25 protein-coding genes and 1 other RNA gene are annotated in these 25,655 nt (G+C 45.2%); 15 read left to right on the forward strand and 11 right to left on the reverse strand.

The window, feature by feature from the left end:
* Positions 1-59 precede the first annotated feature (59 nt).
* The gene (locus Q9R46_RS05450) at positions 60-257 is read left to right on the forward strand and encodes a cold shock domain-containing protein (RefSeq protein ID WP_056700251.1); all 198 of its coding nucleotides are present in this window, start codon (positions 60-62) and stop codon (positions 255-257) included.
* 109 nt (positions 258-366) lie between these two features.
* Here Q9R46_RS05450 and Q9R46_RS05455 read toward each other — a convergent pair whose 3' ends face one another.
* Together Q9R46_RS05455 and Q9R46_RS05460 are read right to left on the reverse strand one after the other, a co-directional pair.
* Positions 367-1,539, reverse strand: a complete 1,173-nt coding sequence (locus Q9R46_RS05455) for an MFS transporter (protein ID WP_311279229.1) — start codon at positions 1,537-1,539, stop codon at positions 367-369.
* A gap of 103 nt (positions 1,540-1,642) precedes the next feature.
* Entirely contained in the window at positions 1,643-2,983 is a 1,341-nt protein-coding gene (locus tag Q9R46_RS05460) for a polysaccharide biosynthesis protein (protein WP_311279230.1), read from the reverse strand.
* Positions 2,984-3,163: 180 nt separating this feature from the next.
* Here Q9R46_RS05460 and Q9R46_RS05465 point away from each other — a divergent pair, with 180 nt between their 5' ends.
* Complete coding sequence (locus Q9R46_RS05465) at positions 3,164-4,243, forward strand: tetraprenyl-beta-curcumene synthase family protein (RefSeq protein WP_311279231.1); 1,080 nt, start codon at positions 3,164-3,166, stop codon at positions 4,241-4,243.
* A 53-nt stretch (positions 4,244-4,296) separates the two neighbouring features.
* Positions 4,297-5,268, forward strand: coding sequence for a 6-phosphofructokinase (gene pfkA, locus Q9R46_RS05470; RefSeq protein WP_090924724.1), 972 nt, complete (start codon positions 4,297-4,299; stop codon positions 5,266-5,268).
* Between the two features lie 116 nt (positions 5,269-5,384).
* Here the strand turns inward: pfkA and Q9R46_RS05475 are convergent, their stop codons facing one another.
* From Q9R46_RS05475 to Q9R46_RS05490, 4 genes are all read right to left on the reverse strand, one after another.
* Positions 5,385-6,734, reverse strand: a complete 1,350-nt coding sequence (locus tag Q9R46_RS05475) for an MATE family efflux transporter (protein WP_311280954.1) — start codon at positions 6,732-6,734, stop codon at positions 5,385-5,387.
* 274 nt (positions 6,735-7,008) lie between these two features.
* On the reverse strand, positions 7,009-8,199 hold the full coding sequence (locus tag Q9R46_RS05480; RefSeq protein ID WP_311279232.1) for a putative glycoside hydrolase: 1,191 nt from the start codon (positions 8,197-8,199) through the stop codon (positions 7,009-7,011).
* Positions 8,200-8,362: 163 nt separating this feature from the next.
* Complete coding sequence (locus Q9R46_RS05485; protein WP_174812284.1) at positions 8,363-8,551, reverse strand: hypothetical protein; 189 nt, start codon at positions 8,549-8,551, stop codon at positions 8,363-8,365.
* Between the two features lie 173 nt (positions 8,552-8,724).
* Positions 8,725-9,546, reverse strand: a complete 822-nt coding sequence (locus Q9R46_RS05490; protein ID WP_145329385.1) for a YitT family protein — start codon at positions 9,544-9,546, stop codon at positions 8,725-8,727.
* Positions 9,547-9,850: 304 nt separating this feature from the next.
* On the opposite strand from Q9R46_RS05490, the gene cshA reads away from it, so the two are divergent.
* The 4 genes from cshA (at position 9,851) to Q9R46_RS05510 (ending at position 13,298) form a co-directional block, all read left to right on the forward strand.
* Positions 9,851-11,428: a degradosome RNA helicase CshA gene (cshA, locus tag Q9R46_RS05495; protein WP_311279233.1), complete on the forward strand. Its 1,578-nt coding sequence runs from the start codon at positions 9,851-9,853 to the stop codon at positions 11,426-11,428.
* 201 nt (positions 11,429-11,629) lie between these two features.
* The gene (locus Q9R46_RS05500; protein WP_145329391.1) at positions 11,630-12,448 is read left to right on the forward strand and encodes a YesL family protein; all 819 of its coding nucleotides are present in this window, start codon (positions 11,630-11,632) and stop codon (positions 12,446-12,448) included.
* Between the two features lie 51 nt (positions 12,449-12,499).
* A non-coding RNA gene (ssrS, locus tag Q9R46_RS05505) (6S RNA) lies at positions 12,500-12,690 on the forward strand.
* Positions 12,691-12,905: 215 nt separating this feature from the next.
* Positions 12,906-13,298: a DUF1499 domain-containing protein gene (locus Q9R46_RS05510; protein WP_145329394.1), complete on the forward strand. Its 393-nt coding sequence runs from the start codon at positions 12,906-12,908 to the stop codon at positions 13,296-13,298.
* 75 nt (positions 13,299-13,373) lie between these two features.
* Here the strand turns inward: Q9R46_RS05510 and tpx are convergent, their stop codons facing one another.
* Positions 13,374-13,892: a thiol peroxidase gene (gene tpx / locus Q9R46_RS05515; protein ID WP_090924731.1), complete on the reverse strand. Its 519-nt coding sequence runs from the start codon at positions 13,890-13,892 to the stop codon at positions 13,374-13,376.
* Positions 13,893-14,041: 149 nt separating this feature from the next.
* Between tpx and Q9R46_RS05520 the strand changes: the two genes are divergently transcribed.
* The gene (locus Q9R46_RS05520) at positions 14,042-14,668 is read left to right on the forward strand and encodes a rhomboid family intramembrane serine protease (RefSeq protein ID WP_311279234.1); all 627 of its coding nucleotides are present in this window, start codon (positions 14,042-14,044) and stop codon (positions 14,666-14,668) included.
* Between the two features lie 72 nt (positions 14,669-14,740).
* Positions 14,741-15,652, forward strand: coding sequence for a glutamate biosynthesis transcriptional regulator GltC (gene gltC, locus Q9R46_RS05525; RefSeq protein WP_145329400.1), 912 nt, complete (start codon positions 14,741-14,743; stop codon positions 15,650-15,652).
* Between the two features lie 53 nt (positions 15,653-15,705).
* Here gltC and Q9R46_RS05530 read toward each other — a convergent pair whose 3' ends face one another.
* Positions 15,706-16,386 carry a zinc metallopeptidase gene (locus Q9R46_RS05530; protein WP_311279235.1) on the reverse strand — a complete coding sequence of 227 codons (681 nt, stop codon included), beginning with the start codon at positions 16,384-16,386 and terminating at the stop codon, positions 15,706-15,708.
* A 26-nt stretch (positions 16,387-16,412) separates the two neighbouring features.
* The gene (locus Q9R46_RS05535; protein ID WP_090924759.1) at positions 16,413-16,841 is read right to left on the reverse strand and encodes a MerR family transcriptional regulator; all 429 of its coding nucleotides are present in this window, start codon (positions 16,839-16,841) and stop codon (positions 16,413-16,415) included.
* Between the two features lie 350 nt (positions 16,842-17,191).
* On the opposite strand from Q9R46_RS05535, the gene Q9R46_RS05540 reads away from it, so the two are divergent.
* From Q9R46_RS05540 to Q9R46_RS05550, 3 genes are read left to right on the forward strand one after another with little or no spacing between them, the layout of a single operon-like run.
* Positions 17,192-18,589, forward strand: a complete 1,398-nt coding sequence (locus Q9R46_RS05540; protein WP_311279236.1) for an ammonium transporter — start codon at positions 17,192-17,194, stop codon at positions 18,587-18,589.
* Positions 18,590-18,630: 41 nt separating this feature from the next.
* Positions 18,631-19,716 (forward strand): DUF294 nucleotidyltransferase-like domain-containing protein, encoded by a 1,086-nt coding sequence (locus Q9R46_RS05545; RefSeq protein ID WP_397386364.1) that lies wholly within the window; start codon positions 18,631-18,633, stop codon positions 19,714-19,716.
* The gene (locus tag Q9R46_RS05550) at positions 19,713-20,450 is read left to right on the forward strand and encodes an exonuclease domain-containing protein (RefSeq protein ID WP_145412607.1); all 738 of its coding nucleotides are present in this window, start codon (positions 19,713-19,715) and stop codon (positions 20,448-20,450) included. The genes Q9R46_RS05545 and Q9R46_RS05550 overlap by 4 nt, the downstream gene beginning before the upstream one ends.
* Here Q9R46_RS05550 and Q9R46_RS05555 read toward each other — a convergent pair.
* Positions 20,436-20,942: a M67 family metallopeptidase gene (locus Q9R46_RS05555; RefSeq protein ID WP_311279238.1), complete on the reverse strand. Its 507-nt coding sequence runs from the start codon at positions 20,940-20,942 to the stop codon at positions 20,436-20,438. The genes Q9R46_RS05550 and Q9R46_RS05555 overlap by 15 nt on opposite strands.
* Positions 20,943-21,108: 166 nt before the next feature.
* On the opposite strand from Q9R46_RS05555, the gene Q9R46_RS05560 reads away from it, so the two are divergent.
* A complete protein-coding gene (locus Q9R46_RS05560) occupies positions 21,109-21,660 on the forward strand; it encodes a TlpA disulfide reductase family protein (protein WP_311279239.1) in 552 nt (183 codons plus the stop codon).
* 134 nt (positions 21,661-21,794) lie between these two features.
* Here Q9R46_RS05560 and cimA read toward each other — a convergent pair whose 3' ends face one another.
* On the reverse strand, positions 21,795-23,414 hold the full coding sequence (gene cimA, locus Q9R46_RS05565) for a citramalate synthase (protein ID WP_311279240.1): 1,620 nt from the start codon (positions 23,412-23,414) through the stop codon (positions 21,795-21,797).
* A 477-nt stretch (positions 23,415-23,891) separates the two neighbouring features.
* On the opposite strand from cimA, the gene Q9R46_RS05570 reads away from it, so the two are divergent.
* Both Q9R46_RS05570 and Q9R46_RS05575 read left to right on the forward strand, forming a co-directional pair.
* The gene (locus Q9R46_RS05570) at positions 23,892-25,169 is read left to right on the forward strand and encodes a DNA polymerase IV (protein WP_145332726.1); all 1,278 of its coding nucleotides are present in this window, start codon (positions 23,892-23,894) and stop codon (positions 25,167-25,169) included.
* Positions 25,170-25,289: 120 nt separating this feature from the next.
* A complete protein-coding gene (locus Q9R46_RS05575) occupies positions 25,290-25,532 on the forward strand; it encodes a ferredoxin (protein ID WP_110893432.1) in 243 nt (80 codons plus the stop codon).
* Positions 25,533-25,655: the final 123 nt, after the last annotated feature.

A 25,655-nucleotide genomic window follows, 5' to 3' on the forward strand; every position in this document is an offset into this window, starting at 1 on the left:
CCATACAGTATAATAAGGATATTCGCCATAGATGGCGATATTTTTAGGAGGTTGTTCATTTGAAAGGTACAGTTAAATGGTTTAACGCAGAAAAAGGCTATGGCTTTATTTCAGTTGAAGGCGGCGAGGACGTATTCGTACATTTCTCCGCAATCCAAGGCGACGGCTTTAAAACATTGGAAGAAGGTCAAGCGGTAGAATTCGAAATCACTGATGGAAACCGTGGTCCTCAAGCAGCTAACGTAACTAAATTGTAAGATTTTTCCGTCATTCACGGACTTCTTATAAATGATCGATTATAGCTGAACATCACAAACACAAGCACAGTCCCCATTTGGAGACTGTGCTTTTTTTGGTTTTCAGCGCTCATGTGGAACGATGCGTTGTTGTGCGTAACAATTGAAAGCCGAAACCAATCAATGAAGCTAGTGCAAAGGACATTGCGGTAAGATAGAACGTCTGACGTCCTGTAAGCTCTAATAACAAGCCACCCAAGGTTCCACTTAAAAGTCCAGAAGCGCTAGACCACACAATCGTAAATAAAGCCATGCCCGTTGCTCGAAAATGATCGGGAACGAGTCGGGTTATATAACGAACCGCAGTGACATAAAAGATACCGAATGTAACGCTATGCATCGTTTGAATAAAAACAACGGCTGCTGGTGTATGCGAGACAGACATGAATAATAATCGAATGGTATACATCAAGGCCGCTAAGGTGAGAAGTGGGAGTTCCTTATATTTGTTCCCGTATTTGCTTAGTAGCAAAAATATCGGAATCTCACTCACAGAGGAGATGAGCAGAGACCAGCCGATTAATCCTTCACTGGCACCCAAATCTTTGAGTGTGATCGTCAGAAAGGCTTCGTTCATCCGATGACCCATAGCCAGCAGAAACACACAGCCGAAAAAAGCAAGAACATCTCGGCGTTTCAGGATAGCCCACAATCCGGATAAATCCATTTTGCTACTGCTACCAGCAGGCTGGTCCCGTAACTGGAAGCTGATCAGTAAGGTTACAGCTGCAAGGCTAATGCAGATCCACATCGTCCATTCGGAACCAAAAGAGCCGAGGACATAACCGATGCTAAGGGCAAAAAAAGCATATCCGATGGAGCCGAACACTCGAATAGACGTGAAATTTCGACCATATTTATTCGCCGTTGTAATTGCCATCGTATCCGACAGTGGGTAGACCGGATAATAGAAAAAGTAAAATAGAGTTACAAGGACAAACACTTCGCCAAAGCTTGATGCATTGGCAAGCAGGATTCCAGTGATTAGCTGGCCGCCTAGCAACAGAATCATGACTTTTCGTACTGTTTTGTATTTGTCGCTAGCCATGCTCCAAAACATATTAGAGAATACCGAGATGAGCGGGCCAATACCGTACAAGTAACCAATCTCGGCGGGGCTAAAGCCAAGATGGCTGAAGTAAAGCTGGAAATAGGATACTACGAGTGCGGTAGAACCAAAGATGGTGAACATTAGTGCCCGGAGCCAGTTCTGATCTGGCCGGGCCGTATGACTTAATTTCATGATGAGAGACTCCGTTCTTAAATCTAATTCAGATTATTTCGTGATTTAGACTTCTGATAATTTGTTTCATAGATCATATGATATGACTGTGTTCCCAATTGGACTAGCCTTTCAGGGATGAAGAGCCGCGAGATGGCGGTATAGACATCGTTGGTTCCTTTTGCGTGCGCCGGATGACCAGCCAGACAATAACAAGCTCTGCAAGCAAACCAAGGGATTGGGCGGCTGCCCCGATCATACCGTTCCAAGCGGGAAAAATGCTTACCAAGACGAGCAGAACAATAATCGTGCAAATCGCATTGGCGCTCTGCGAACGAAACATCGTTTTGGTCTGTCCGCGAAGCAGAATCAAACCATTGCTGAAATCCAAAAAAGGAGAGATCAGCGGAAAGAGCACAAAAGCGCGAAGTGTCCAGAGACTTTGCTCCAGTAGCTGGCCCTGAACGCTCATGATATTTTCGAATACCCAAGGTCCCAGAGGGGTATACGCAATGGATACGGTCATCGCGAACGGAATGAAACCTGTAACAAGCGCAAATTTCTTAACGAGTTTGGCATCTATCAGATAGAAGTTGAGCACGATCTGATGAATATAGGTGAAAAAGCTTAACATAAGCTGCATCAGACTACTCGCTACAGCAAAAGAAGAGATAGCCAGTGCGATTCCCGTTGTTTTACCAAGCACAATGTTAATGACAGGACCGATAAACAGGGCTACAAAACTGGATAATAACAGTGGTTTGTAAAAGCGATACACATCTCCCTTGCTCTCAACAGGATGATCCTCAAGCTTGGCAGGCATTTTTCGCATAATGTTTCTGCCTTCCAAGTAGCTGACAAGAGCTTCAATCATCATTCCCGCAGCAAAGATGATAGCGCCTACACGACCACTGTTAATGGAGTCTGTATAGATGAAGTAGAGGGATAAACCATACATACCTGATAACCTGAATACCATGCCGATCGTGAGCCATTTGGTTCGGTTGTTCGTGATGATAATGCCTTGATAAATATTCCGGATGACAGAAAAAATACTAATGTACATCAGGATCTCGTAAACGTCGATCACTTTGCTCAGCAGATCCGGGCTGACGCCAAATAAATATTTGAACACACTGGTACCAACGGGTGAGTACACAATAAGAAATCCGATGAGTAGCACGCAAGCCAGAAATATTTTGGTCACGAACGTAAGAGCCTGAAAAGAGAGGCGGTCACGCACCAGCGCGGAACAGGTTTGGCGCAGCAAAGTGGAGGGACGCTCCGTGAGGGTCAGCAAACTTCCCGCAATGGCATAACTTGCAATAACCGTCTCTGGATGAGCAGAGCGTGCAAGCGTGCTGTTGATGATGACGTGTGATATGGTGACTAGAGAGGCGGATATGCCAAGTGGCACAAAAAAAGAAAATAACCGTCTCCACGAAAGTGGTTCATCTGACGACATGTCAACGACTCCTTTGATGGATAGAAATATGCATAGTATATCATAAAGCTTTGGACGGGGATGCGATTTTTTACGCGGTTTATGCGGCAGATCATTTGTACAATTAAGGGGATCATATTATAATAGGAATGGTTAAAATCGCTCTAATACGTATTCAACCAAAGTGGAGGCACATTTATTTTGAGCCAATCAAATCGAAAACGTCATCAGTACCCGCGAGGACCGCTGGCATTGATGAGAGGGGTGTACAAATACACCATTCCGGAAACGCGTAAGGCATTGAATGCATGGCGTGCTCAGGCAGAGATGATTCCCAATGAGGAATTACGTACACAAGCACTTGCCAGTCTAAGGGATAAGCAATTTCACTGTGAAGGTGGAACGGTTTATGCTTTAGCGGATATGTCCAATAGACATATTCTCATTCCGCTAATCGTTTCGTATCAAACCATAAGTGATTATTTGGACAATCTGTGTGACCGCAGCACCTCGATGGACCCGGCTGACTTTCGTTTGCTCCATCAATCTATGCTTGATGCGGTAGATCCCGAGGCAAGACCAGTCAATTATTATGCACTCCGTGAGGATCAGGATGACGGTGGGTACCTTCGGAATCTGGTGACGACATGTCAGGAGCTAACTCGTCAGCTTCCGGGATATGCGTCAGCCAAGCCCCAAATACAGGATCTGGCAGGCCTATACACGGACCTGCAGGTATATAAGCACATCAAACCGGAACTGAGAGAAACGGCTTTGCTCGAATGGTGGTCGGAGCATCGCCACCGCACACCTCAGTTTCGCTGGAACGAATTCGCCGCTGCTACGGGCTCTACTCTGGGTGTATTTATGCTGTTTCTCGCTGCAAGTGACGATCAGCTGACCGAAGAGCAGGCGGTTGCGATCCACACGGCCTATTTCCCTCACGTATGTGCATTACACATCATGCTCGATTATTTGATCGATCAGGATGAGGATCGTGTTGGTGGGGATCTCAACTTCTGCAATTATTATGAGAATGTAGAGATGATGCTGGATCGAATTGCTTTTATTGTGGAGATGGCTCGCAGTGATGTGCAGAAGATTCCGGGAAGTTCCTTTCACCGGATGATTATTGAAGGACTGATAGCCATTTACCTGTCTGATCCCAAAGTCAGCGAACAGCATGAAGTTCGCGTCGTGTCCAAACGCTTGATGAAGAACAGTCCAATTACACGTGTGTTTTTCTTCATTTTCAGTCGGTGGATACGGAAGCATATGTAAGTCAGGTGTATTGTTGCGGAGCCTGAAGTGAAACTAGAGGAGGAAGAAACATCATGACAGCAGTAAAGAAAATCGCAGTGCTAACGAGCGGTGGCGATTCACAGGGGATGAACGCGGCTGTTCGTGCGGTTGTTCGCAGCGGACTATTTCACGGATTGGAAGTGTTCGGTATTCAACGCGGATACCAAGGGCTTTTGAACAATGACATTTTCCCGATGGATCTGCGCAGTGTTGGGGATATTATCCAGCGCGGGGGGACTGTTCTGCAATCTGCACGTTGTAAAGAGTTTTATACCGCTGAAGGCCAGCAAAAAGGAGCAGATATTTTGCGCGCTCGCGGTATTGACGGTCTCATTGTTATTGGCGGAGACGGTTCATATAATGGCGCAAACAAACTGAGCAAGCTTGGCATTAACACGATGGGTTTGCCAGGTACGATTGACAATGATATCTCATTCACCGATTATACAATCGGATTTGATACATCCGTAAGCGTCGTGGTTGATGCGGTAAACAAATTGCGTGACACGATGTCTTCCCATGAACGTTCATCAATCGTTGAGGTTATGGGCCGTCACTGCGGTGATATCGCGCTTCATGCAGGACTTGCTTCAGGAGCGGAGACGATCCTGGTGCCGGAAGTACCTTTTGACATGGACGAAGTAGCGGAGCGTATGAAAGCTAACTTTGCACATGGCAAACGCCACAGTATCATTATCGTAGCTGAAGGGGTAGGTAAGGGAGAAGACGTTGCTAAAGAATTGATGGAACGTTGCCCGACGTATGAGCCACGTGTTACCGTTCTCGGACACATTCAACGTGGTGGTACGCCAACACCGTTCGACCGTAACCTTGCAAGTCGTCTGGGCGATTTTGCAGTGCGTAGCTTGATTGCAGGCGAAACGGATAAAGGCTGTGGAATCATTAAAGGTGAGCTGGTTCTCACGGATATCGATAAAGTAGTTAATACGAAAAAAGCATTTGATATGGAAACGTATGAACTTGCACAACGCTTGTCTCAATAAACCCTTTCAAATCCAAAAAAAGCACACTCCGTATGATTCGGAGTTGTGCTCTTTTTTGATTGGATATGCTCTCCTTCATCTACGCGGGGAAAACATGTTTGGATAACGCAGTTTGCTTATGCTTGAAGGGAAGCTTGCTTTTGCACCCGGAACAGTCTCCACAACAGCGCTGTGGCTCCCGCTGCCAGCCCGGCAATGAGACCAATCCAATAACCAAATGCGCCAAGTGAAGTATGAGTTGCTGTGAAATAACCAACGGGCAGACCGATAATCCAATAAGCGACAAAGGTAATGATTAATGCAGGATTGACATCTTTATATCCTCGCAATGCCCCTTGCGTAGGCGTAGCAATGGCGTCGGAAATTTGGAAGAAAATCGCATAGATCAGAAAATGCTGCGTTAGTGTGATTACTTCCTGTTCATTGGAGTAAATTCTCGCAATCGACTCTCCGAACACCAGCAAAATGATCGCTGTAATCAGGGAAAGCCCAATAGCTCCCCCGATTCCGAGCAAACTATACTGTTTGGCGTCTTTAAGCCGGCCTGCACCATTTTCATAACCAACCAGAATGGTGAGTGCCATACAGATGCTCACAGGTAACATATACAGCGTGGAAGCAAAATTCAGTGCTGCCTGATGGGCCGCTATCGTGACCGTATCGAATCGGCTCATCAGCAAGGTGACCGCAGCGAAGATAGACGTTTCAAAAAAGGTTGCAAATCCGATCGGCACACCGATGGTCAAGAGTTCCTTCCATTTGCTGAGAGAGATCCGTGACCATTGACGGAAAATAGAATACTGGGCGAATGGCTCCATACGATGGGCGAAAAACAGGCTGATCAGAAAAATAAGCCAATATGTACATGCTGTGGCTACACCTGCGCCGACGCCACCTAATTGTGGGAAACCCCACCGCCCAAAAATGAGCAGATAGTTCAGTAAAATATTAACGGGTAGCGAGACGAGTGTGATGAGCATGGTAACACGTGTCTGCCCAAGTGCATCCATAAAACTGCGAAGAACCGTATATCCAAACAGAGGCATAATGCCAAAAGCAAGCGCACACAGAAAATAAAACGCTACATTTGCAACATGCGGCTCCAGAGGCATGGCGTTTAAAATGGGACTCAGCAATAAAGCGCCTGCTCCTAGCACAATAAGACCTACAGCAATGCCCAGGTAGAGCGCCTGAATGACGCTACGTCCGATCTGATTGTGTTGCTTGGAACCGAGCAGGTGAGAGACAACGGGGGTTATCCCCATTAAAATCCCGCTAAGTCCGGTCTGCACGGGCATCCATAGGCTTGTGCCTATAGCGACTCCTGCCAGATCAGCTGGTGAAAATTTGCCGGACATATTCGTATCGAAGAACGACATGGCCGAAAGCGCAATCTGAGTGGTGAAGATAGGCAAAAATATAATCAGGAACTGTTTGATTTTTTGCGGAAAGCTCGATGTGTTCATATTCACTTAAGGTGCCTCGCGATCTATATCGTTATCATGCTGATGTCATATCAGACAGCTATTAATTCTAGAGGATTTTTACGAATTTGAACAGTGCAACTGGAGAAAGGGGCATGAAGCAGGAGCATAGTACCTTAACAAATATTCAGAATATTAAAATAAAAAAAACCTCGCTCCCGCTTTAAACGGGACGAGGCTCGAGATTATGGAGTTCATGACCAAATCTGCGGTCAGGTGAATTCGAACGAATAAAATTCTATAAGTGCAAATGAAGTTATTTGTATTGCGCGCCAGGAGTATAGCGATTGGATGCATTCCATAGCAAATATTCATCGACATTCATTTCTTTCATCGCCTTAATCTGATCTTCGACCTGCTTCTTGCCGTATTTGATATAATGTCCGCTACCCAGCCAGCTTGCGGTAAAATCCTGAATCCATGGCCGAATGATCGGTTTGAGTTCTTTAGTAGGTTCCAGCTTCTTATGTGTATCTTTCATAGAACCTTTAATTGTTGTGTAGGGGTCTTTGTCAGGGTCCTTCACACCATACCAGCCGGTAGAATAATGACTTGGATAGACCATAGGCGAGATGACATCCACGTTTTTCGATATTTTCACAAAATCCTGACCAATACCTTCGGCTGCCGGCACAGAGGCTGCATATCCAAAAATATCTACCGAAACTCGGACACCAAGAGGTGCGAGCTCTTTACGTGCGTATTGCACAAATTCGGCGACAACGTCAACGCGTGATTGATCGGTCTGTGTGTACTTCAATGTATCTGCACGTGTTTCGAATCCCTCGGGAAAGCGAACGTAGTCAAACTGAATTTCCTTGAAACCGAGTTTCGCCGCTTCTTTGGCAATTTCAATATTGTATTCCCATACCTCTTTGCTGTAAGGGTTCACGAAACTGTCTCCTTTACCGTTGGCCCATACAGAGCCGTCCTTATTACGAAAGGATAGTTCGGGGTTCTTTTTTGCTAGAATGGTGTCCTTAAATACAACGACCCGTGCGATAGGATACACCTTGTGTTTCTCTAATCGTTTCATCAAGGCATTGATATCCCGAATAAAAGGTTTTGCTTCGCCCATTTGTTTCACTGCTTTGTTTGTGGACGGATATGTGATATACCCGAGATCATCCTTGATATCAATAACCATAGCATTTAGTTCTGTCTGATCGGTCAGTTCGAGCAGTTGTGCCATTCTTTCGCCACCAGCACTGTACGCTGTGACGTATATGCCTTTAACAACAGGAGCATCGGGTTGCGGATCGACTTTGGCAGGGGGATTGTCAGCATCAACGGCGACTTGTTCTTTTTGTGATTGGATAACGGCCGTGTTAAAACTGTTGCTTAACGAGGCAAACTGACTATTATTGCTATGACTTAGATCCGAAGCTACCGACGTTCCTCCAAAACTCCCCAAGGCCATTGCGAACAAGGCCCATAGTATGTTCATCCTTTTCCACTCCCTTTATGTACGTTCCATACTTGAATTATACAGCAAAGCCTCCGTGCTTTTAACCATATTAATCCTTTTATGAAACATGTGGGGAAAATGAAAACCGCTCCCTGACTGAGGAATACCTCGTCAAGAAGCGGCGTAAACGATCTGAAAAAAATTATTGAATATACACATCATTCTGATGCTCACAAATACTGTACTGAATGATTTCCATTGCATCTCCCTGTTCCAGGATGCCCAGCCCATCCCGGAGAACAATCAGTGAGTCGAGTTCATTCGGTTTTAAGAAAGGGAGCATTTCAGGGCACCATTTGTTGACAATCTCAAACAGTTTTACCGTTTCCATATCCACAATAATCACCCTTTCCTACTCGAATTCCAAAATGGTAAGTCATTCGGCGCGAATCGGGAAAGCATATGGCTTTGTGAAAAGTAAAGGTCAGAACCTGCTTACAACATATTTAAGAGCGGTGCACCATTATTATACCACAAACTTGCGAATTGTTAACGGGCGGATGTCTAACTGCGGCGGAATGAGCCCATCACGCCTACGGTCTCCACGATGTTAACAAATGCTTTTGGATCGGTTTCTTTGATGATGCGTTTGATCTCAACCAGTTCGTAACGGGTAGTCACAGTCATTAACATATCCTTTTCAATGTCGGTATATGCCCCTTGCGTTTTAATTTTTGTGACGCCACGAGGACGGGTCAGCAGTTTTTTCAGCATCGCTTCGGTTTCATTGGTGATGATGTAGAGCGTAACCTTGACGTGACTGATATGGATGAGATCCAGCACTTTACCTGTAACATAGATCGAAACCATGGAGGCCAACGCGATGTTCCAGTTATTATTCAGGTAACCCGCGAGCAAAATGATCGCTCCGTTCATACCCGCCATGACAGTGCCGATCGGGAAATCACGATTTCTAGTGAAAATGGAACCGACAATATCCAAGCCTCCAGTAGAGCCACCGACTCTAAAGGAGACACCTGTACCTATTCCAACCAGCACCCCGCCGAAGACACAGCTTAGAAGTGGATCGGTCGCTACAGCAGAAACAGGCAGCAGTCCAATAAACCAGGAAGTGGCTGCTACCGACACAATACTCAATATAATGAAACGTCGTCCAAGAATAAACCAACCTGCAATGAGCAGAGGGATGTTAAGAACAAAATACATTATACTAAGATTCAAATTGGTAAAATAACCTAAAAGCATGGAAATACCGGATACTCCACCGCTCAGAAGCTGATGGGGTACCAAAAACCAGTTAAAGCCGCAAGCAATTGCTGCAGCACCCAAAATGATCACCAAAGAGTGCCAAATTATTTTGGGCAATTTAATCACCTCATTTTTATTTAAAACCAGATTGCTGGTAATCTTGAATAGTTTTATGATATAATGATTTGTGGATATTCTTGAGTAGGAAACTTTTCCCAAATCGAAAGCTAAAATTTGAAATGTTTCAAACACGTGATTGTAGTTTTAGTCTTATGTTGGGGACCCATTCATGGAATTATGTTCGTTCGTGAAAATAATTCGTCCCGTTGGGATACCCTATAAATATTAACGCTACTTAAGAATACAGACAACAAAGTGGATTGTCCACCATGTCCACCATATAAAAGGAGTATGAATAATTTTGACAAATTTAAATTTCTCAGATTTCAATCTTGAACCACTGGTGTTGCAAGCCATCACTGAGCTCGGGTTTGAAGAAGCAACACCGATTCAATCCAAATCAATTCCAATTGCGCTTGAAGGTAGAGATTTGATCGGTCAAGCTCAAACAGGTACGGGTAAAACCGCAGCATTCGGTATCCCGTTGATCAGCAAAATCTCCAAAACGGATGATAAAATCCGCGCCCTCATTATGGCACCTACACGTGAACTTGCGATCCAAGTCGCTGAAGAGATCGAAAAACTTACTCGCTTCAAAGGTCTACGCTCCCTGCCAATCTACGGCGGACAAGATATCGTACGCCAGATTCGTGCATTGAAAAGAAAACCACAGATTATCATCGGTACACCAGGACGTCTCCTTGACCACATCAACCGCAAAACAATCAAACTTGATGATGTACAAACTGTTGTATTGGACGAAGCAGATGAAATGCTCGACATGGGTTTCATGGAGGATATTCAATCGATCCTGAAACAAGTTCCAGACGACCGTCAAACGATGCTGTTCTCTGCAACAATGCCTCCTAACATTCAAAAATTGGCTCAACAATTCTTGACTAATCCAGAACACGTTTCTGTTATTCCTAAACAAGTCAGCGCTCCGTTGATTGATCAGGCTTATATTGAAGTACCTGAGCGTCAAAAATTCGAAGCTCTTAGCCGTTTGCTGGATATGGAATCCCCAGAACTGGCAATCGTGTTTGGACGTACAAAGCGTCGTGTTGACGAATTGGCTGAAGCTTTGCAAAAACGTGGATATTCCGCTGATGGTTTGCATGGTGACTTGTCTCAGAACCAACGTGATACGGTAATGCGTAAGTTCCGTGATGGCAGCATCGATGTACTCGTTGCAACAGACGTGGCAGCGCGTGGTCTCGACGTATCTGGCGTAACACACGTTGTAAACTTTGACCTTCCGCAAGATCCGGAAAGTTATGTTCACCGTATTGGCCGTACAGGTCGTGCGGGTAAAGAGGGTGCGGCATGGTCTTTCGTAACTCCGCGTGAGATTGATCACTTGCACTTCATCGAGCGTGTAACACGTCACCGTATTCCGCGTAAACCGTTGCCTACGATGGCAGAAGCGGTTGAAGGAAAACAACGCGTAACGGCTGAACGTCTCCTGGAGATTGTGCAATCCGGCGAGTTGAACGAATACAAAGGTATTGCCATTCAAATGCTGGAGCAATATGATTCCGTACAATTGTTGTCCGCAGCTTTGAAACTCCTGACAGGCGACAAAAAAGATGCTCAGGTTGATCTGACTCCTGAAGATCCAATCCGTGCTAAACGTCGTAGACCAGATGTTCGTTCTGGCGGACGCAAGCCATCAGGTTACAGCGGTAACCGTAGCAGTGGCGGTGGTGGTTATAACCGTGATCGCAACAGCAGTGGTGGTGGACGTGGCGGTTACAATCGTGACCGCAACAGCAGTGGTGGAAGCGGAAGCAGAGAAGGCGGCTACAACCGTGATCGCAAACCGCGTCCAAGCAATAATGAAGGACGTCGTCCGGCTAGAGACAACTCTTTCGAATAAGTGTAACATTTAATGAGGATGGGGCAGGAAGCTGCTCCATCCTTTTTACTTTGTAAAAATACATAAACTTTCCATTTATTAGAACGATCAGGCTTGCCTAAAGTGATCTACTTTCGGGAAGTGCTGGCTTTTCCTATATATAATAAGGTATATTAATATTAGAATTCAGGTTAGACGCAAGGTGCGGAGGAGGAGAAATGTTTGGAATTTAAAGGAGCTATGGGCGGGCTTTACCGGCTGACAGAATGGATTACAAGACTGGCCGCAAGCAATCTCTTGTGGGCGATCTGTTCTTCACCGTTCTTGTTTTTCATGATTATGAAGCTGCTCGTCATGCAACAGAATCTCGCGAACGAATCATTACAAATGAACTGGGCTATAGCCATTGTGGCACCGCTTACACTGTTTCCGGCGACCTCAGCTTTGTTCACGGTTGTTCGTAAATGGAATATGGGAGATACGGATGTGCCGATCTTCCGTACATTCTTTACAGGTTACAAGGAAAACTACAAACAAAGTTTAATCGGGGGTATTTTTTACACTCTGCTGTTCGCAATCATGTATCTGGACTATACGGTTTATATGACGCAGTTCCGTAACATGCAGCTGGTTGGCATTATTATGCTTGTGTTGTTGTTATTGTTGTTTGTATCCTTGTTTAACTTCTTCTCAATGGTTGTACATTACCATATGTCGATCGGCCTTATTATCAAAAATGCAGTTCTGTTAACGCTGATTCGACCTTTCCGTGTATTCTCCACATTACTGGGAAGCGGGTTGCTGTTCTATATCGGATTGCGTTACCCGGTGCTGTTTATCTTTTTCATCATGAGCATCGTGGCTTGGTTTGCGTTCTTTAACTTCTATGCAACCTACAACAAAATGCAGGAGCAGATGCAAAAGATCCAATTGCAGAAAGAGGAAGAAGAGGCAGCTGCTTTGGCTGAAAAATCAGGAGAACAGGACGAAGCACAGCGTTCTGAACCTACTGAAAATAAAGAGTTTACACAGCAAAAATAAAACATGTCTGTATGGCATTTACTTTTTACAAAGTTAGGGATATAATAAGTGTACATCCTGCGATGTACGTTTCGGTTATTCGTTGTTTTGAACCAATGATGATGTCTTCGGGAGATTAATACAAAGTGTTGCTGAAAAGCCCTGTCTATACGACATGGGGACTTCAAATGCATTTTTGCAGTCACCCACCTGCCAAGCAGGTTCATAAGACAATGTAGCCGGACGGCATAGGCGGGTTTCTCATCTTACAATGTACAGCACCCTGACTTTTCCTTTTTTATGAGGAAGCCAGGGTGTTTTTATGTTGATTTTTGGGTGGGTATAATGAATGATTTAATTCTGGTTATTGTTGATCCTAGTATTTTTGTTAAATATGATGCTTACCCTTTTGTTACTACTTGAACAATGTTACACTAGAATACATAATGGAACGGTTACACTCAAAGGAGGAAGGGTCTTGACCTTAAAGAGAACGCTCGTCGGTATCATCCGAAGTATGGAGGGGACCAGCGATCGAGCCAAGGATCCCAAATTAAAAACACGCTATTACAATTTATCCAAAGAAAAAGCCTGGGAAGAAGTATCTTCGACACTTAAAAAAATTCCGGGGTATAAAGTACTGCATGAAGTGCATTCTGTAGGCGAGATTATATTGGAAAAACGCACGACGTTTGGTCGTACAATGGATATTACGGTTTCCATTATTTCGGTGAGTCCTGTACGAAGTGCAGTAGATATGTACTCTGCTTCCCGCGGTTCATTGGGAGATCTCGGTTCCAACTATCGTACGATTATGCACTTGTTCTCCGTACTTGATAAAAAGCTCGGCAAGTATAAGGCGAATGAGTGAAATAAATGATGAAATAATAAAAAGCGAGAGAAGGATGACCTTCCTCGCTTTTATTCTGCAATGACGCAATTGGTTTTACAGCAAAGCTTTTACCGCAGCAATGGCTTGCTCGAAGTTAGGGGAGTCTGTCATTTCAGGCAGGTACTCCACATATGTAATTTTGTCTTCGGCATCCAGGACAAAAATGGAGCGCATGTCCAGTTGGAATTCTTTGATTAGAACGCCGTAGTTTTCGCCGAAAGAGCGTGTTTTGTAGTCGGAAAGGGTAACCACGCGGTCAACACCAGCCGCACCGCACCAACGTTCCTGTGCAAATGGAAGGTCTACGCTGACGGTCAGAACAACAACATTCTCACCGAGTTCAGCTGCCTCAACATTGAAGCGGCGAGTCTGAGCATCACATACGCCAGTGTCCAGGGAAGGAACAACGCTGATTAATTTAATCTTGCCTGCGAAGTCTTTCAGAGATGCATCTTCAATCAAGTTTTTGCTCACAGTGAAGTCAGGTGCTTGATCGCCCACTTTCAATTCAGGTCCGATCAATGTGATAGGGTTGCCTTTAAATGTGGCTGCGCCTTTACGTTCTTGTGTCATAAATAATGTTCCTCCTTATAAATTGGTGATCCGTGCCAAAATCCATTATAATCTTTTATGAAAGACATTGTCCAATCCGGGCATGTTTCATTGTGATGGATTCAAGAGAAAAGTCTGATTTTAACAGGGTGGAGTGAAAGTGAAAATCTATGATATTTATCCGTTATGAAAATTGGAAAGATTATTTGAAGTTCTTCCCTTTGACGTCGATTCTTTTAATTGCGAATGTTGTTATGTTTATCGTAGTAACGCTTAATGGTGGGGCTAGAAGTGTTCCGACTTTGTTTCATTTTGGAGCATTGATTAATGACGGCGCGTACGTGAACGAGTGGTGGCGTTATGTAACAGCGATGTTCCTTCATGGGGGTTTTGACCATCTGTTGTTCAACAGTTTTGCGCTCATTGTATTTGCTCCTCCTTTAGAGCGATTGCTTGGGTCTGTGAGATATGGCGTATTGTATCTAGCGGGAGGTGTAGTAGGGAACATTCTGGCCATTGCATGGTACAAATCGATTGGTGAGCTTACCATTTTGTTAGGGGCGTCTGGCGCGATCTATGCCGTCTATGGTGCGTTTCTCTACATAGCGCTGTTCCAACGGAACATAATGGACGAGACTTCTCGCAAAACGTTGTATACGTTGTTGCTGTTCGGTATCATTTTTTCCGTTGTGGTTGCAAACGTCAGCTGGATGGCCCATTTAGGTGGTTTGCTCGGTGGATTCTTTATTTATGGTTTGATTATTCGTTTATGGAAACCTCGGATTTTTAGGCAATAGGTAGAATGTTCTCAAGGTGTAATGTACGGTGCACGATATAGTAGGGTATAACAGATTGGAGCGATCAGGCAAGTGGAATTAAGACAGTTGCATTATTTTCTGAAAGTTGCTCAAAAGGAACATGTTACACAGGCGGCGGAAGAGTTGCACGTGGCACAGTCTGCGGTCAGCAGACAGATTCATCAGCTTGAGGAGGAGCTTGGTGTAGATCTTTTTATGCAAAAAGGGCGGAATTTGCAGTTGACTGCGGTAGGACAGCTTTTTTGCAAACGGGTTGAAGGTATTTTGAAGGATCTCGACAAAGCTGTAGGTGAAGTGCATGAGTTTCTGGACCCGGAGCATGGGGAGATTCGGATCGGATTTCCGCACAGTCTGGGAATTCATCTCATACCTTCTGTAGTGGCGGCTTTTCGTCAGAAGTATCCGAATGTGAAATTCAGATTCAAGCAGGGGATGTACCCGACATTGATTCGGGATGTATTGTCGGCAGAAGTGGATCTTGCATTTATTTCACCATTTCCGGAAAAACATGATCAGGTTGCTGGTGATATTGTGCTTACTGAGGAGTTGCATGCGATCTTGCCGCCGAATCATCCGCTTGCGGGAGAAGAGACCATTGCACTGGAACAGTTGAAGGATGATAAGTTTGTCTTGTTTAGCAAAGGTTACTCCCTGCGGCCAATTGTGTGGCATGCCTGCCTCGAAGCTGGATTTACACCGAAAATCGCTTTTGAGGGTGAGGAGACGGATACAATCCGTGGTTTGGTAGCTGCGGGTATGGGTGTCAGTTTGTTGCCGGAAATGGCGTTATTCCAGACAAATCCCTTGCAGCCTGCGCATGTGGCGATCTCTCAACCGAAAGTAACCCGAACGATTGGGTTGATTCACCGTGCAGATGATAAGTTGCCACTCGTTGCTCAGTCTTTCCGCTCATTTTTGCTTCATTATTTCGGTTTACAACAAAACAATACCCCATCCGAGTAACGGTGGGGTATTGTTTTTATTTATTTAACTTGTTCATTGGGTATCTGCAACATTTAGTCCCGGCTATTAAAGATTCCGATGTAACGAATCAATTCAAGTAAAGAGATCAATGCAGCGGCAACGTATGTCAAAGCTGCGGCATTCAACACTTTGGCTACACCTTTTTCTTCTTCGTTACGGATATATCCTTCAGATACCATGATCTCACGTGCTCGATTGCTGGCATTGAATTCGACCGGTAATGTAATCAACTGAAATGCGACAGTAACAGAGAAGAAGATAATGCCGATTCCGACCAGGTTCATCGCGTTAAAGAGGAAACCTGCAATTAACAGAAATGGTGCGAGCCCAGAGGCAAAGTTCACAATCGGAAAAATCTGGTGACGCAATGCGAGCATAGGATAACTTTCCTTGTGCTGAATGGCATGGCCGACTTCGTGACACGCGACGGATAATGCCGAGATGGACTTTTCGTAGTACACAGGTTCTGACAAACGTACAACCCGATTGATCGGATCGTAGTGGTCGGAGAGTGAGCCGCGAACCGGTTCAATCGGCACATCGTGCAGGCCGTTAGCATCGAGCATATGGCGGGCTGCATCGTAACCGGTCATTCCGTTCTGGTTTGGTACTTCGGACCAACGTCTAAAGGTGCCCTTAACGCGAAATTGCGCCCATAACGAGAGCAAAAAGGCGATGATAATCAATACGAACATACCGTTATTAAAACTCATATCCATTCCTCCGCTTTCATAATAAGCTACATCATGGTGTTTTCAAGCAAGATTTTTAATGCCTCCATTGTACCCGCGCTTTTGGTGAGGAGTCCTGCCATCATCTTGCGTGCTTGTACAGGTTTCATCTCTCCAAGCAATGGTTTGAGTTCATTGACCTCTCGCTCAAGTTGCTGCACATGAAGTTCAAGTGTTGTCAGTTTGCTGGCTACTTGTTCTTCTGTACTGACCAGACGCCACTTTTCAAGAGATTGTTTAATCTCTTCGAGACTATACTTCTCTTGTTTCATCTGTACAATACGTTCAAGTCTGGTTAAGGTTTCATGACTATAAAGACGATAATTTTTTTGGGTGCGTTCTTCGGGAGCGATTAACCCGAGCTTTGTGTAATAGTCAATTGTCCGTTCGCTTACACCAGCCGTTTTGGCGAGTTCGCCAATTCGAAAAAGTTTCATATCCCCAATGATATTCACCTCGCTTGCAAGTTCAAATGTAGGGAAATGTAGTTTCCACAAGCGCCTCAATGTACACGCTCGATTTTTCTTACTAATAAGTATGATACATGATCATGAACCGTACAGTCAAACGTTATGCTTTGAAGATAGCTTGCTTTATTCCTATATCTATGTACTCAAAGTGTGTGAATATGTACTTAAGTGCAAGAAAAAGACGTAAGACTTTATTCCCATAAAATATTTTCGAAAATGATAAAAATACTCTTGTCAACTTTCCTTACTTCTGCTTATAATGACATTAAGAGTTTCATGATATGTAAAGAAACATAACACAAGAGGGAGTGGGGCAAATGAGAAAGAAATGGTTGGTTTCAATGTTAGCAATGCTTACTTTGCTGGCTTTTCCGGTGAGTGCATTCGCTACTGCGGAGGGTCCAAGTACTATTGAGCTTCAAAGTGGTCTGAACTCGGCATTTACGTTTCTGGCTGTAGTGCTGGTGTTCTTTATGCAAGGGGGATTTGCACTCCTTGAAGCGGGTTCGACGCGAATGAAAAATGCAGGACACATTGCGGGTAAGACGATCCTGACATTAGGCATTTCAGTTATTGCTTTCTGGGGCCTTGGTTTTGGCCTAGGTTTTGGTAACGGTAACGGCTTCTTTGGAACAACCGGTTTCTTCATGAGTGGAGACAACATGGCGGCTTCCTTTGAATCACTCGCTTTCTCCGATGTTCCATTAACAATTAAATTTGTTTTCCACCTTGCATTTGCGGCTGTCTCCCTGGCTATTGCCTGCGGTGGTATGGCAGAACGTGCAAAGATGAGCGTATATATCGTGTTTGGTACACTGTATACCATTATTATGTATCCGGTCGTTGCTCACTGGGTATGGGGCGGTGGCTGGCTCGCAGAGCTGGGTATGCAAGACTTCGCGGGTTCAACAGTAGTTCACTTGACGGGTGCAACAGCCGCGTTGGTAGCTACCATCTTGCTGAAACCTCGTATCGGTAAATATAACAAAGACGGCAAACCTAACATCATTCCTGGTCACAACCAAGTCTATTCCGTACTCGGGGTCATTATCCTCTGGATTGGTTGGTTCGGTTTCAACCCAGGTAGTACGTTGTCTGCAATGGGTGAAGGATTCTTCGGATATGTGGCACTGACTACAAACGTAGCTGCTGCTGCTGGCGGTGTTGCCGCATTGTTAATCTCCTGGGCAGTTCTTGGAAAATCAGATATCCCTAGTATGTTGAACGGTGTGCTGGCTGCACTCGTAGCCATTACAGGTGCTTGTGCTTTCGTTGAACCTTGGGCGGCTCTGGTTATTGGTGCACTGGCAGGTATCATTACATTCTTCACAGCTCAATATTTCGATCGCAAAGGTATTGATGATCCGATCTACGCGTTCTCTGTACACGGTATCGCAGGTATGTGGGGGGCTATCTCCACAGGTTTGTTCGCAACACCTGAACTGGCTGAGAAAGTAGGCGTAGGTCAAGCGGGTCTGTTCTATGGCGGTGGATTCCACCAACTGGGTGTTCAATTGTTAGGTCTTGTAGGAGCATTTGCCTTCGTACTTGTCATGTCCTTCATTATTCTTGGCGGTATGAAAGCTGTAATGGGCATCCGTGTTACGGAAGAAGAAGAGACAATGGGACTTGATCTTAGTGAACACGGGACGTATGGATATCCTGAGCAAATGAAACATGCAGAATCCAAATCAGGTGGTACATTCAGCTCCTGAGGTAAATGAAGATTGAAATTGCTTCAAGGAGGCTGGATATGATGGAACCTATCTCAATAACAAACCTTTCCTGGTCCTATAAAGGGATCGATGGTGCAACTTCTGCACATGAACTGCGCCAGGCACGTGTTATTTTGCAGAGAGAACTCCAGAAATCAATGTCCGCTTCCTTGTCGCTGGTCGAATGGTACGAGATGGTAAATGAACTGCATGACCGCATTGCACGGAAAGCAGTAGAGTTATGCATTCAGGGGATGGTAGAGGAGGGCTTCGGCCAGCCTCCCGTCCCCTATGCCTTTATCGTATTTGGAAGCTCCGGCAGGGAAGAAGCGACATTATGGAGTGATCAGGATAATGGCATGATTATCAGCGATGCTCCGCATGCAACAAAAGAAGAATATTTCAACGAACTGGGAAACCGTATTGCGGATCTATTGGAAGAGCTGGGTTATGCCAAATGTGAGGGCAAGGTGATGTGCTCGGAATCGTTTTGGCGAAAAACACTGGCGGATTGGAAAAAGCAATTATTCGAATGGAGTTCCGATTTAAATTGGGAGCCGGTGCGTAACCTGATCATCGCTTCCGATATGCGTTTTATTGCAGGGGAGGAGAGTCTGGCAGAGGCTTGGCTTACGAGTTTTTATGAACTGTTTCGCCGGGTTCCAGAGCTCTCTGATGCAGTGCTGCGTAATACGGTAAAACATAAGGCGACATTAAATATAATGGGCCGTGTTGTTACAGAGCGATTTGGTGAACATGCGGGCGGTTTTGATGTCAAATATGGCGTATATATTCCGCTCGTTAACAGCGCCAGATTTCTCGCTTTGCAGCATGGAATTCAGGAATCGTCCACGTTAAAACGAATGGAGAGGCTGAGTTCGCTTGAGGCCATTCCTTTTCAGTTAACGGACACATGCCAGCGTGCATTTACGTCTGCTTTGAAGCTACGTCGAAACACACCGGTTGTTATACGTGAGGATTTGCAGCAGAGCAGTGGCTTTTTGGATGAGAAACAGATGAAGCAGAAGCAAATTCATTATGAATTGAGAGAGACACTTGGATTGGTTAAGCGAGTGCATCGTGCATTGCAAAGACAGTTGCGTTTTGCAGAAAGGAGACGTCCATGAGAGAGCCGGCAAGGGGCAGTTCAGGGTTTTGGAATTCGCTGCGTCAGGGAGGGGTTCCTTCCGCCATCGCTTCCATTATGGGAGCCCCTACGGCGCAACATATGGCGTTTATCCGTTCCATGATGAGGGAGCAACGTAGACCGGAAGTGTTGCATACCCCTCTGGGTGAACTGGATGCTGTTGTTTTTGATCTGGAAACAACAGGTTTTTCCCCCCAGCATGGAGACGAAATTTTGTCCTTTGGTGCAGTTCGTCTCCGAGGTGGCGTTGTACTGGAAGAAGAACAGTTCTATACGCTGGTTCAGTCGAAAACGGCGGTGCCGAAACATATTACCGAACTCACCGGGATTACGCAACAGATGACAGAGGAGGCGCCTACGTTGCTTCAAGGATTGCATGATTTTATGTCCTTTGTGGGTGGGAACGTACTGGTAGCCCATGCGAGTGCGCATGACCGGGCATTCCTCAATGCAGCGTTGTGGCGAACCTCCAAAGTCAGGCTGACCCATCGTTTAATTGATACGATGATGCTTGCCCGCTGGCTTGAACCTACGAGAACGGGATACGGGCTCGATGAATTGCTTGAATCCAGGGGGATTCCGATCTATGGGCGGCATCATGCGCTTGAGGATGCTAAAATGACGGCGCAGTTGTGGTCTTACTATCTTGAGGATATGCAACGCAAAAATATAGAGACCTTGGGTGATCTTTACACCCAATTAAGTCATGCGTAATGTTAATGGGATTAAGCTGTAAGGGGACAGCGGAAACGAAGCCTCGCTGCTCTGCTTTGCTTCAATCGATATAATCTGATAAGCGTTCAGAAGCATAGGCGATTCGGAGTCTTCTGAAGCTGAAACCGAAAGAACAGGTGAACCAATCAGATATGTGTGTAACATGCCCGCGAAGTTCGGGAGGGCTTGCAGGTCCGCTTGCGAAGGAATGGGCAGTGTACACGGATGGGTGTGGAAAATGCCAACGATCGTAACGTCGGAGAAAAAACATTGAATCCATTCCGATTGATCCAGCGAGAAGTGATGCAGCGGGTCAGGCGCTACGTTACGAATGGGCTGAAACCGACTGATTCGTATGCCGCCCGCTGCGGATTCACCCAGCACAACCCCGCAGGCTTCTTGCGGCAGTGAAAGATGCATGTGCCTGGACATTTCTCGTTCCACCGAGCGAGGAAGGGTTAAGGTATTTTGTTGCCCGTGAAGTGCTGCCATTTGTATTCACCCCTCTCTCTTTTGGCTCCTGCTTGATGCAGGAGTCCTTTTTATTTTATTTTGTTCGGTGCGGATTGTAAAATTTTAAGGGAAAAGGGTACAATATGAGAAAGGATTGATGTAATCCCGTTGGATACACATTGAATGAACAAGAGGGTGGCGAGTGATGAAACGTAACATATACATACTGCTCGGAGCTGTCCTGCTTATTGGTATAGCTCTGGCTCAAAATACGGATAGTGGTATTGCTGCTGTTTTTAAACAGGAGCAACCCATGCCCACAGAGACGGGGCCGAAGGCGGGGTTACTGGCACCGCCGTTCTCGCTGACTGGACTTGACGGCAAGACGTATAGCGTAGGTGGGGCGAAAGAGAAAGCAACCTTTGTCAGTTTCTGGGCGTCATGGTGTGACCCTTGTAAACAAGAAGCACCTGAACTGAACCATCTGGCTGAAAAATACCAAGATAAGCTGGATCTTTACGGTGTAAATGTTACTTCATACGATAAATTGAAGGATGCCAAAGCGTTTGTGGACGAGTACAAGTTGACATTCCCGATACCTTTGGACGAAAAAGGAACCGTCTATGCTCAGTATAACGGCGTTGCATTTCCAACGAACGTTCTTATTGACTCCAGGGGAGTAATCCAAGAGATTGTTCTTGGTATTTTGCCGGAAAAAGAATTGGAGAAAAAAATTAAAAAGCTGATTTCAAACTAAAAGAAAACAATTTTTGCGTATCGTTTTGCATTGAAAAAGCTTCTGTTACCATCCTTAATGGCTACAGAAGCTTTCTTTATTTTCCGGGAAATAAGAAGCCCGATTGTATTTTGGCAGTTCATTGATTTAGACTTCTAGTGATTGATCAAACCTGGCGTTGGAATCGTAAGGGATTCCGGTTCATCCGAAATATTTTCCTGGAGTAGAGCATACCGGAAACTGTGTACAAGCGCTTCCCAGCTGGCTTCGATGACGTTCTCGGATACACCGACCGTGTTCCATGTGTTCTCGGTATTTTTGGATTCGATCAATACACGAACTTTGGCTGCGGTCGCATCCTTTTCATCCAGTACACGAACTTTGTAGTCCGACAGGTGCATATGAGCAAGAGAAGGGAAGTACTGCACAAGAGCTTTCCGAAGTGCATTATCCAGTGCATTGACCGGGCCGTTTCCTTCTGCTGCGGTATACACACTTGTTCCGGCAACATTCAGTTTGACAAAAGCTTCGGATACCACGGATTTGCCTGCCGTTTTCTCCACAAGCATTTTGAATGATTCAAAGGTGAAAAGTTCTTTCATATCTCCGTTCGCTTCACGAATCAACAATTCCAGTGATGCATCAGCGCCTTCGAATTGATAACCTTGATGCTCTAGGTCTTTGATTTTTTCGATGATTTGACGGGAGTTCGCACTGCTTGGATCAAATTCCAGTCCCATTTCTTGTGCTTTGGACACAATGTTGCTCTGTCCAGCCAGTTCGGAGACAAGCACACGTTGCTTGTTGCCAACAAGTTCAGGCGCGATATGCTCATAGGTCCGGGAATCCCGCAAGATGGCAGATACATGGATCCCACCTTTATGAGCAAATGCGGCATTACCCACATAAGGTTGGTTGATTGGCATGTTTACATTCGCAATCTCGCTGATATAACGAGCAACATTCGTGAGTTGTTTCATGGAATCCTCAGAGACACATTCATAACCCAGTTTGAGCTGCAAGTTAGGGATAATGGAAGCGAGGTTAGCGTTACCGCAGCGCTCCCCATAACCATTCATCGTGCCTTGAACCTGACGAGCCCCAGCTTGTACAGCGCTGAGCGTGTTTGCAACCGCTAGCTCACAGTCATTATGGGTGTGGATACCAAGATGTGCTTGAGGCAACGTCCGGTGCAGTGTGGATACGATCTCGTGAACTTCGTGCGGCATCGTTCCTCCGTTGGTATCACACATGACGAGCCAGTCCGCCCCGGCTTCGTGGGCTTTCGTCATAACGGCTTGTGCATACTCTGGATTGTGTTTGAAGCCATCAAAGAAATGCTCGGCATCAAAGATCACTTCCATGCCATTTTGTTTCAAATACGCGATGGAATCATAGATCATGGACAGATTTTCTTCAAGCGTTGTCTGCAAGGCGGTATGCACATGGAAGTCCCATGATTTTCCGACCAGCGTTGCGGCCTGTGCCCCGGATTCAATCATACGTTTCAGATTGGCGTCTTCGCTTGCGAGGCTACCTTTGCGGCGAGTGCTTCCAAATGCAACAACTTTGGCGTTTAGCTTCAATTCCTTGACTCTTTTGAAAAACTCAATGTCCTTGGTATTGCTACCGGGAATTCCGCCTTCAATATAGTGAGCACCCAGGTCATCCAGCTTTTTGGCAATTTTAAGTTTGTCATCTGCCGATAAGCTGACACCCTCTCCTTGTGTGCCGTCGCGTAAAGTTGTATCGAAGATGGAAATGGCCTTTGACATGAAGATCCTCCTTTAAGGTAAAGCGCTTTTTTATAAGTTTTGATGGTAGGGTTGAAAAGCAGGTAAGAACGTTAATGGATAAACCCTTCGATGTAGCAACGCTACACTGTGTTAAACTGGTATGATGGATTTGTCCCAAACTCGTGAATTTGTATAATTAATTATTATAGCATCATTATAGCCAAATGCTACATAGAATTCGCAGGTTGACGTAAACAATTGCGATTTTGTTGTGAAAAAGGGTCCGGGATATCAAAAGGCGACCTATGTTATAATTTTAACAACGAAAGGTTGGGAGTGATCGTGACCATACTATGGGAGAATATAGTTATTACAGTAATACTTCTGATTGTGATTGCTCTGGTTGTGAGAGCCATATTTAAGAACAAAAATAGACCTGGATGAAAATAAAGCGAACTCCCGGCCGGGAGGAGAGAAAGGGTGGGGGGCGTGAAGTCTTCAGACAACAATCCTCCAATGAATGTAAGCGAGTATTATCCAGCGGCTGGCAGAGTGATTCTGCATGTCGATATGAATGCCTTCTATTGCTCCGTACATGAAGCAGAAGAGCCGGAGTTATACAGAGGAAAAGCGACTGCTGTTGCGGGTAGCAGCGAGTTGCGTAAGGGTGTTATTGTCACTTGTTCTTATACAGCCCGAAGTAGAGGGATTTCAACCGGCATGGTTGTGCAACAGGCGATGAAAAAATGTCCTGATCTGATTGTCATTCGACCGGATTTCCACCTGTATCGTCAATACTCCAGGGCGTTTATGCAGATTGCGTATAGTTATACGCCTCTGCTGGAAGCGACCTCAATTGATGAGTGTTATCTGGATATAACGGGTTCCAAACAATTCGGTACACCTATTGAAATCGCTGAACAGATTCAACAGAGAATCAAGGAGGAGCTTGGCCTGCCTTGTTCCATTGGGATTGCGCCGAACAAGCTGCTTGCCAAAATGGCTTCGGATCTGAAAAAACCAAACGGCATATCGATTTTGCGGATGAGAGATGTGCCGCGTATTTTATGGCATAGACCGTGTAACGAGATGTTTGGCATTGGGAAAAAGACGGCCGAGAAACTGAAAAAGCTGGGCATTGATACGATCGGTCAATTGGCTAAGTCGGACGAAAAAATGCTGACAGACCTGTTTGGTGTGAATGGTACATGGCTCAAAAATTCGGCTAATGGCATTCATCACTCGCCTGTTGTTGCAGAGCGTGAAGCAAATAAATCGATTGGGCATACAACAACACTGCCAGCCGATGTCTCTGAAATGGCGGATATCCACCGTGTGTTTCTCAACATCAGTGATCAGGTAGCCCGGAGATTACGCAAACACGAAATGCTCAGTCAAGGCATTCAGATTACGATTCGTACCCCTGACATGAAAACGATCACGAGGTCACGCATGATGGATATACCTACAGAGGACGCGGCGGTTATCTATCGTGAGGCCTGTAAGCTTTTTGCAAAACACTGGGGAAATGGAAAACCTGTACGAATGCTTGGCATCACGTTGCAGACCTTGATTCCCAGGGAAGAGTCGGCTGTGCAGATGGATTTGTTTGAATATGAACAAAAGCCGAAAAAGGAAAGTTTAATTCGAATTATGGATCAGCTTCGGGATAAATTCGGTGAAAATGCGGTGGTGACTGCAGGTATGCTCGGGGATGATCCTTCCGTATTGCTTCGTAACCACAAAGTAAGAGGAACGTCTCTGCAAAAAGATAACTTGCAAAGTTTCGACTAAACAGGGATAATATAAAGTCGTGATTGTTGCAATTCGATTTGTAATTATTCAAACTTTGGTTTAATATGTTTTTAGATAAAAACACGGTTCGTGGTGAATCCTAGGAGGAGAGATTGTACAATGAGTAAATATACTTGGGTTGAAAAAGACACATGTATCGCATGTGGCGCTTGTGGAGCAACAGCTCCGGATATCTATGATTACGATGATGAAGGTTTGGCAGAAGTGATCTTTGATGGCGATGCTAACAAAGGAATCAAGGCCATCCCTGAAGATTTGTTCGATGACATGCAGGATGCATGCGATGGTTGCCCTACAGACTCCATTAAAGTAGCGGACGAGCCTTTTAATAAAGAAGGTTAAGTTTTTTATTTCATGTTCACCAAAGCACATTTTTTGTCGCAGAGACATAAGGTGTGCTTTTTTTATATGTGTCAAATTCAATTGGTTAGTACCAAGTACTGAAGTCCTATGCATGTTTTGACG

Origin of the sequence: Paenibacillus sp. RRE4 (genome assembly GCF_031844205.1) — a bacterium.
GTDB classification, from domain to species: Bacteria; Bacillota; Bacilli; order Paenibacillales; family Paenibacillaceae; genus Paenibacillus; species Paenibacillus xylanexedens_B.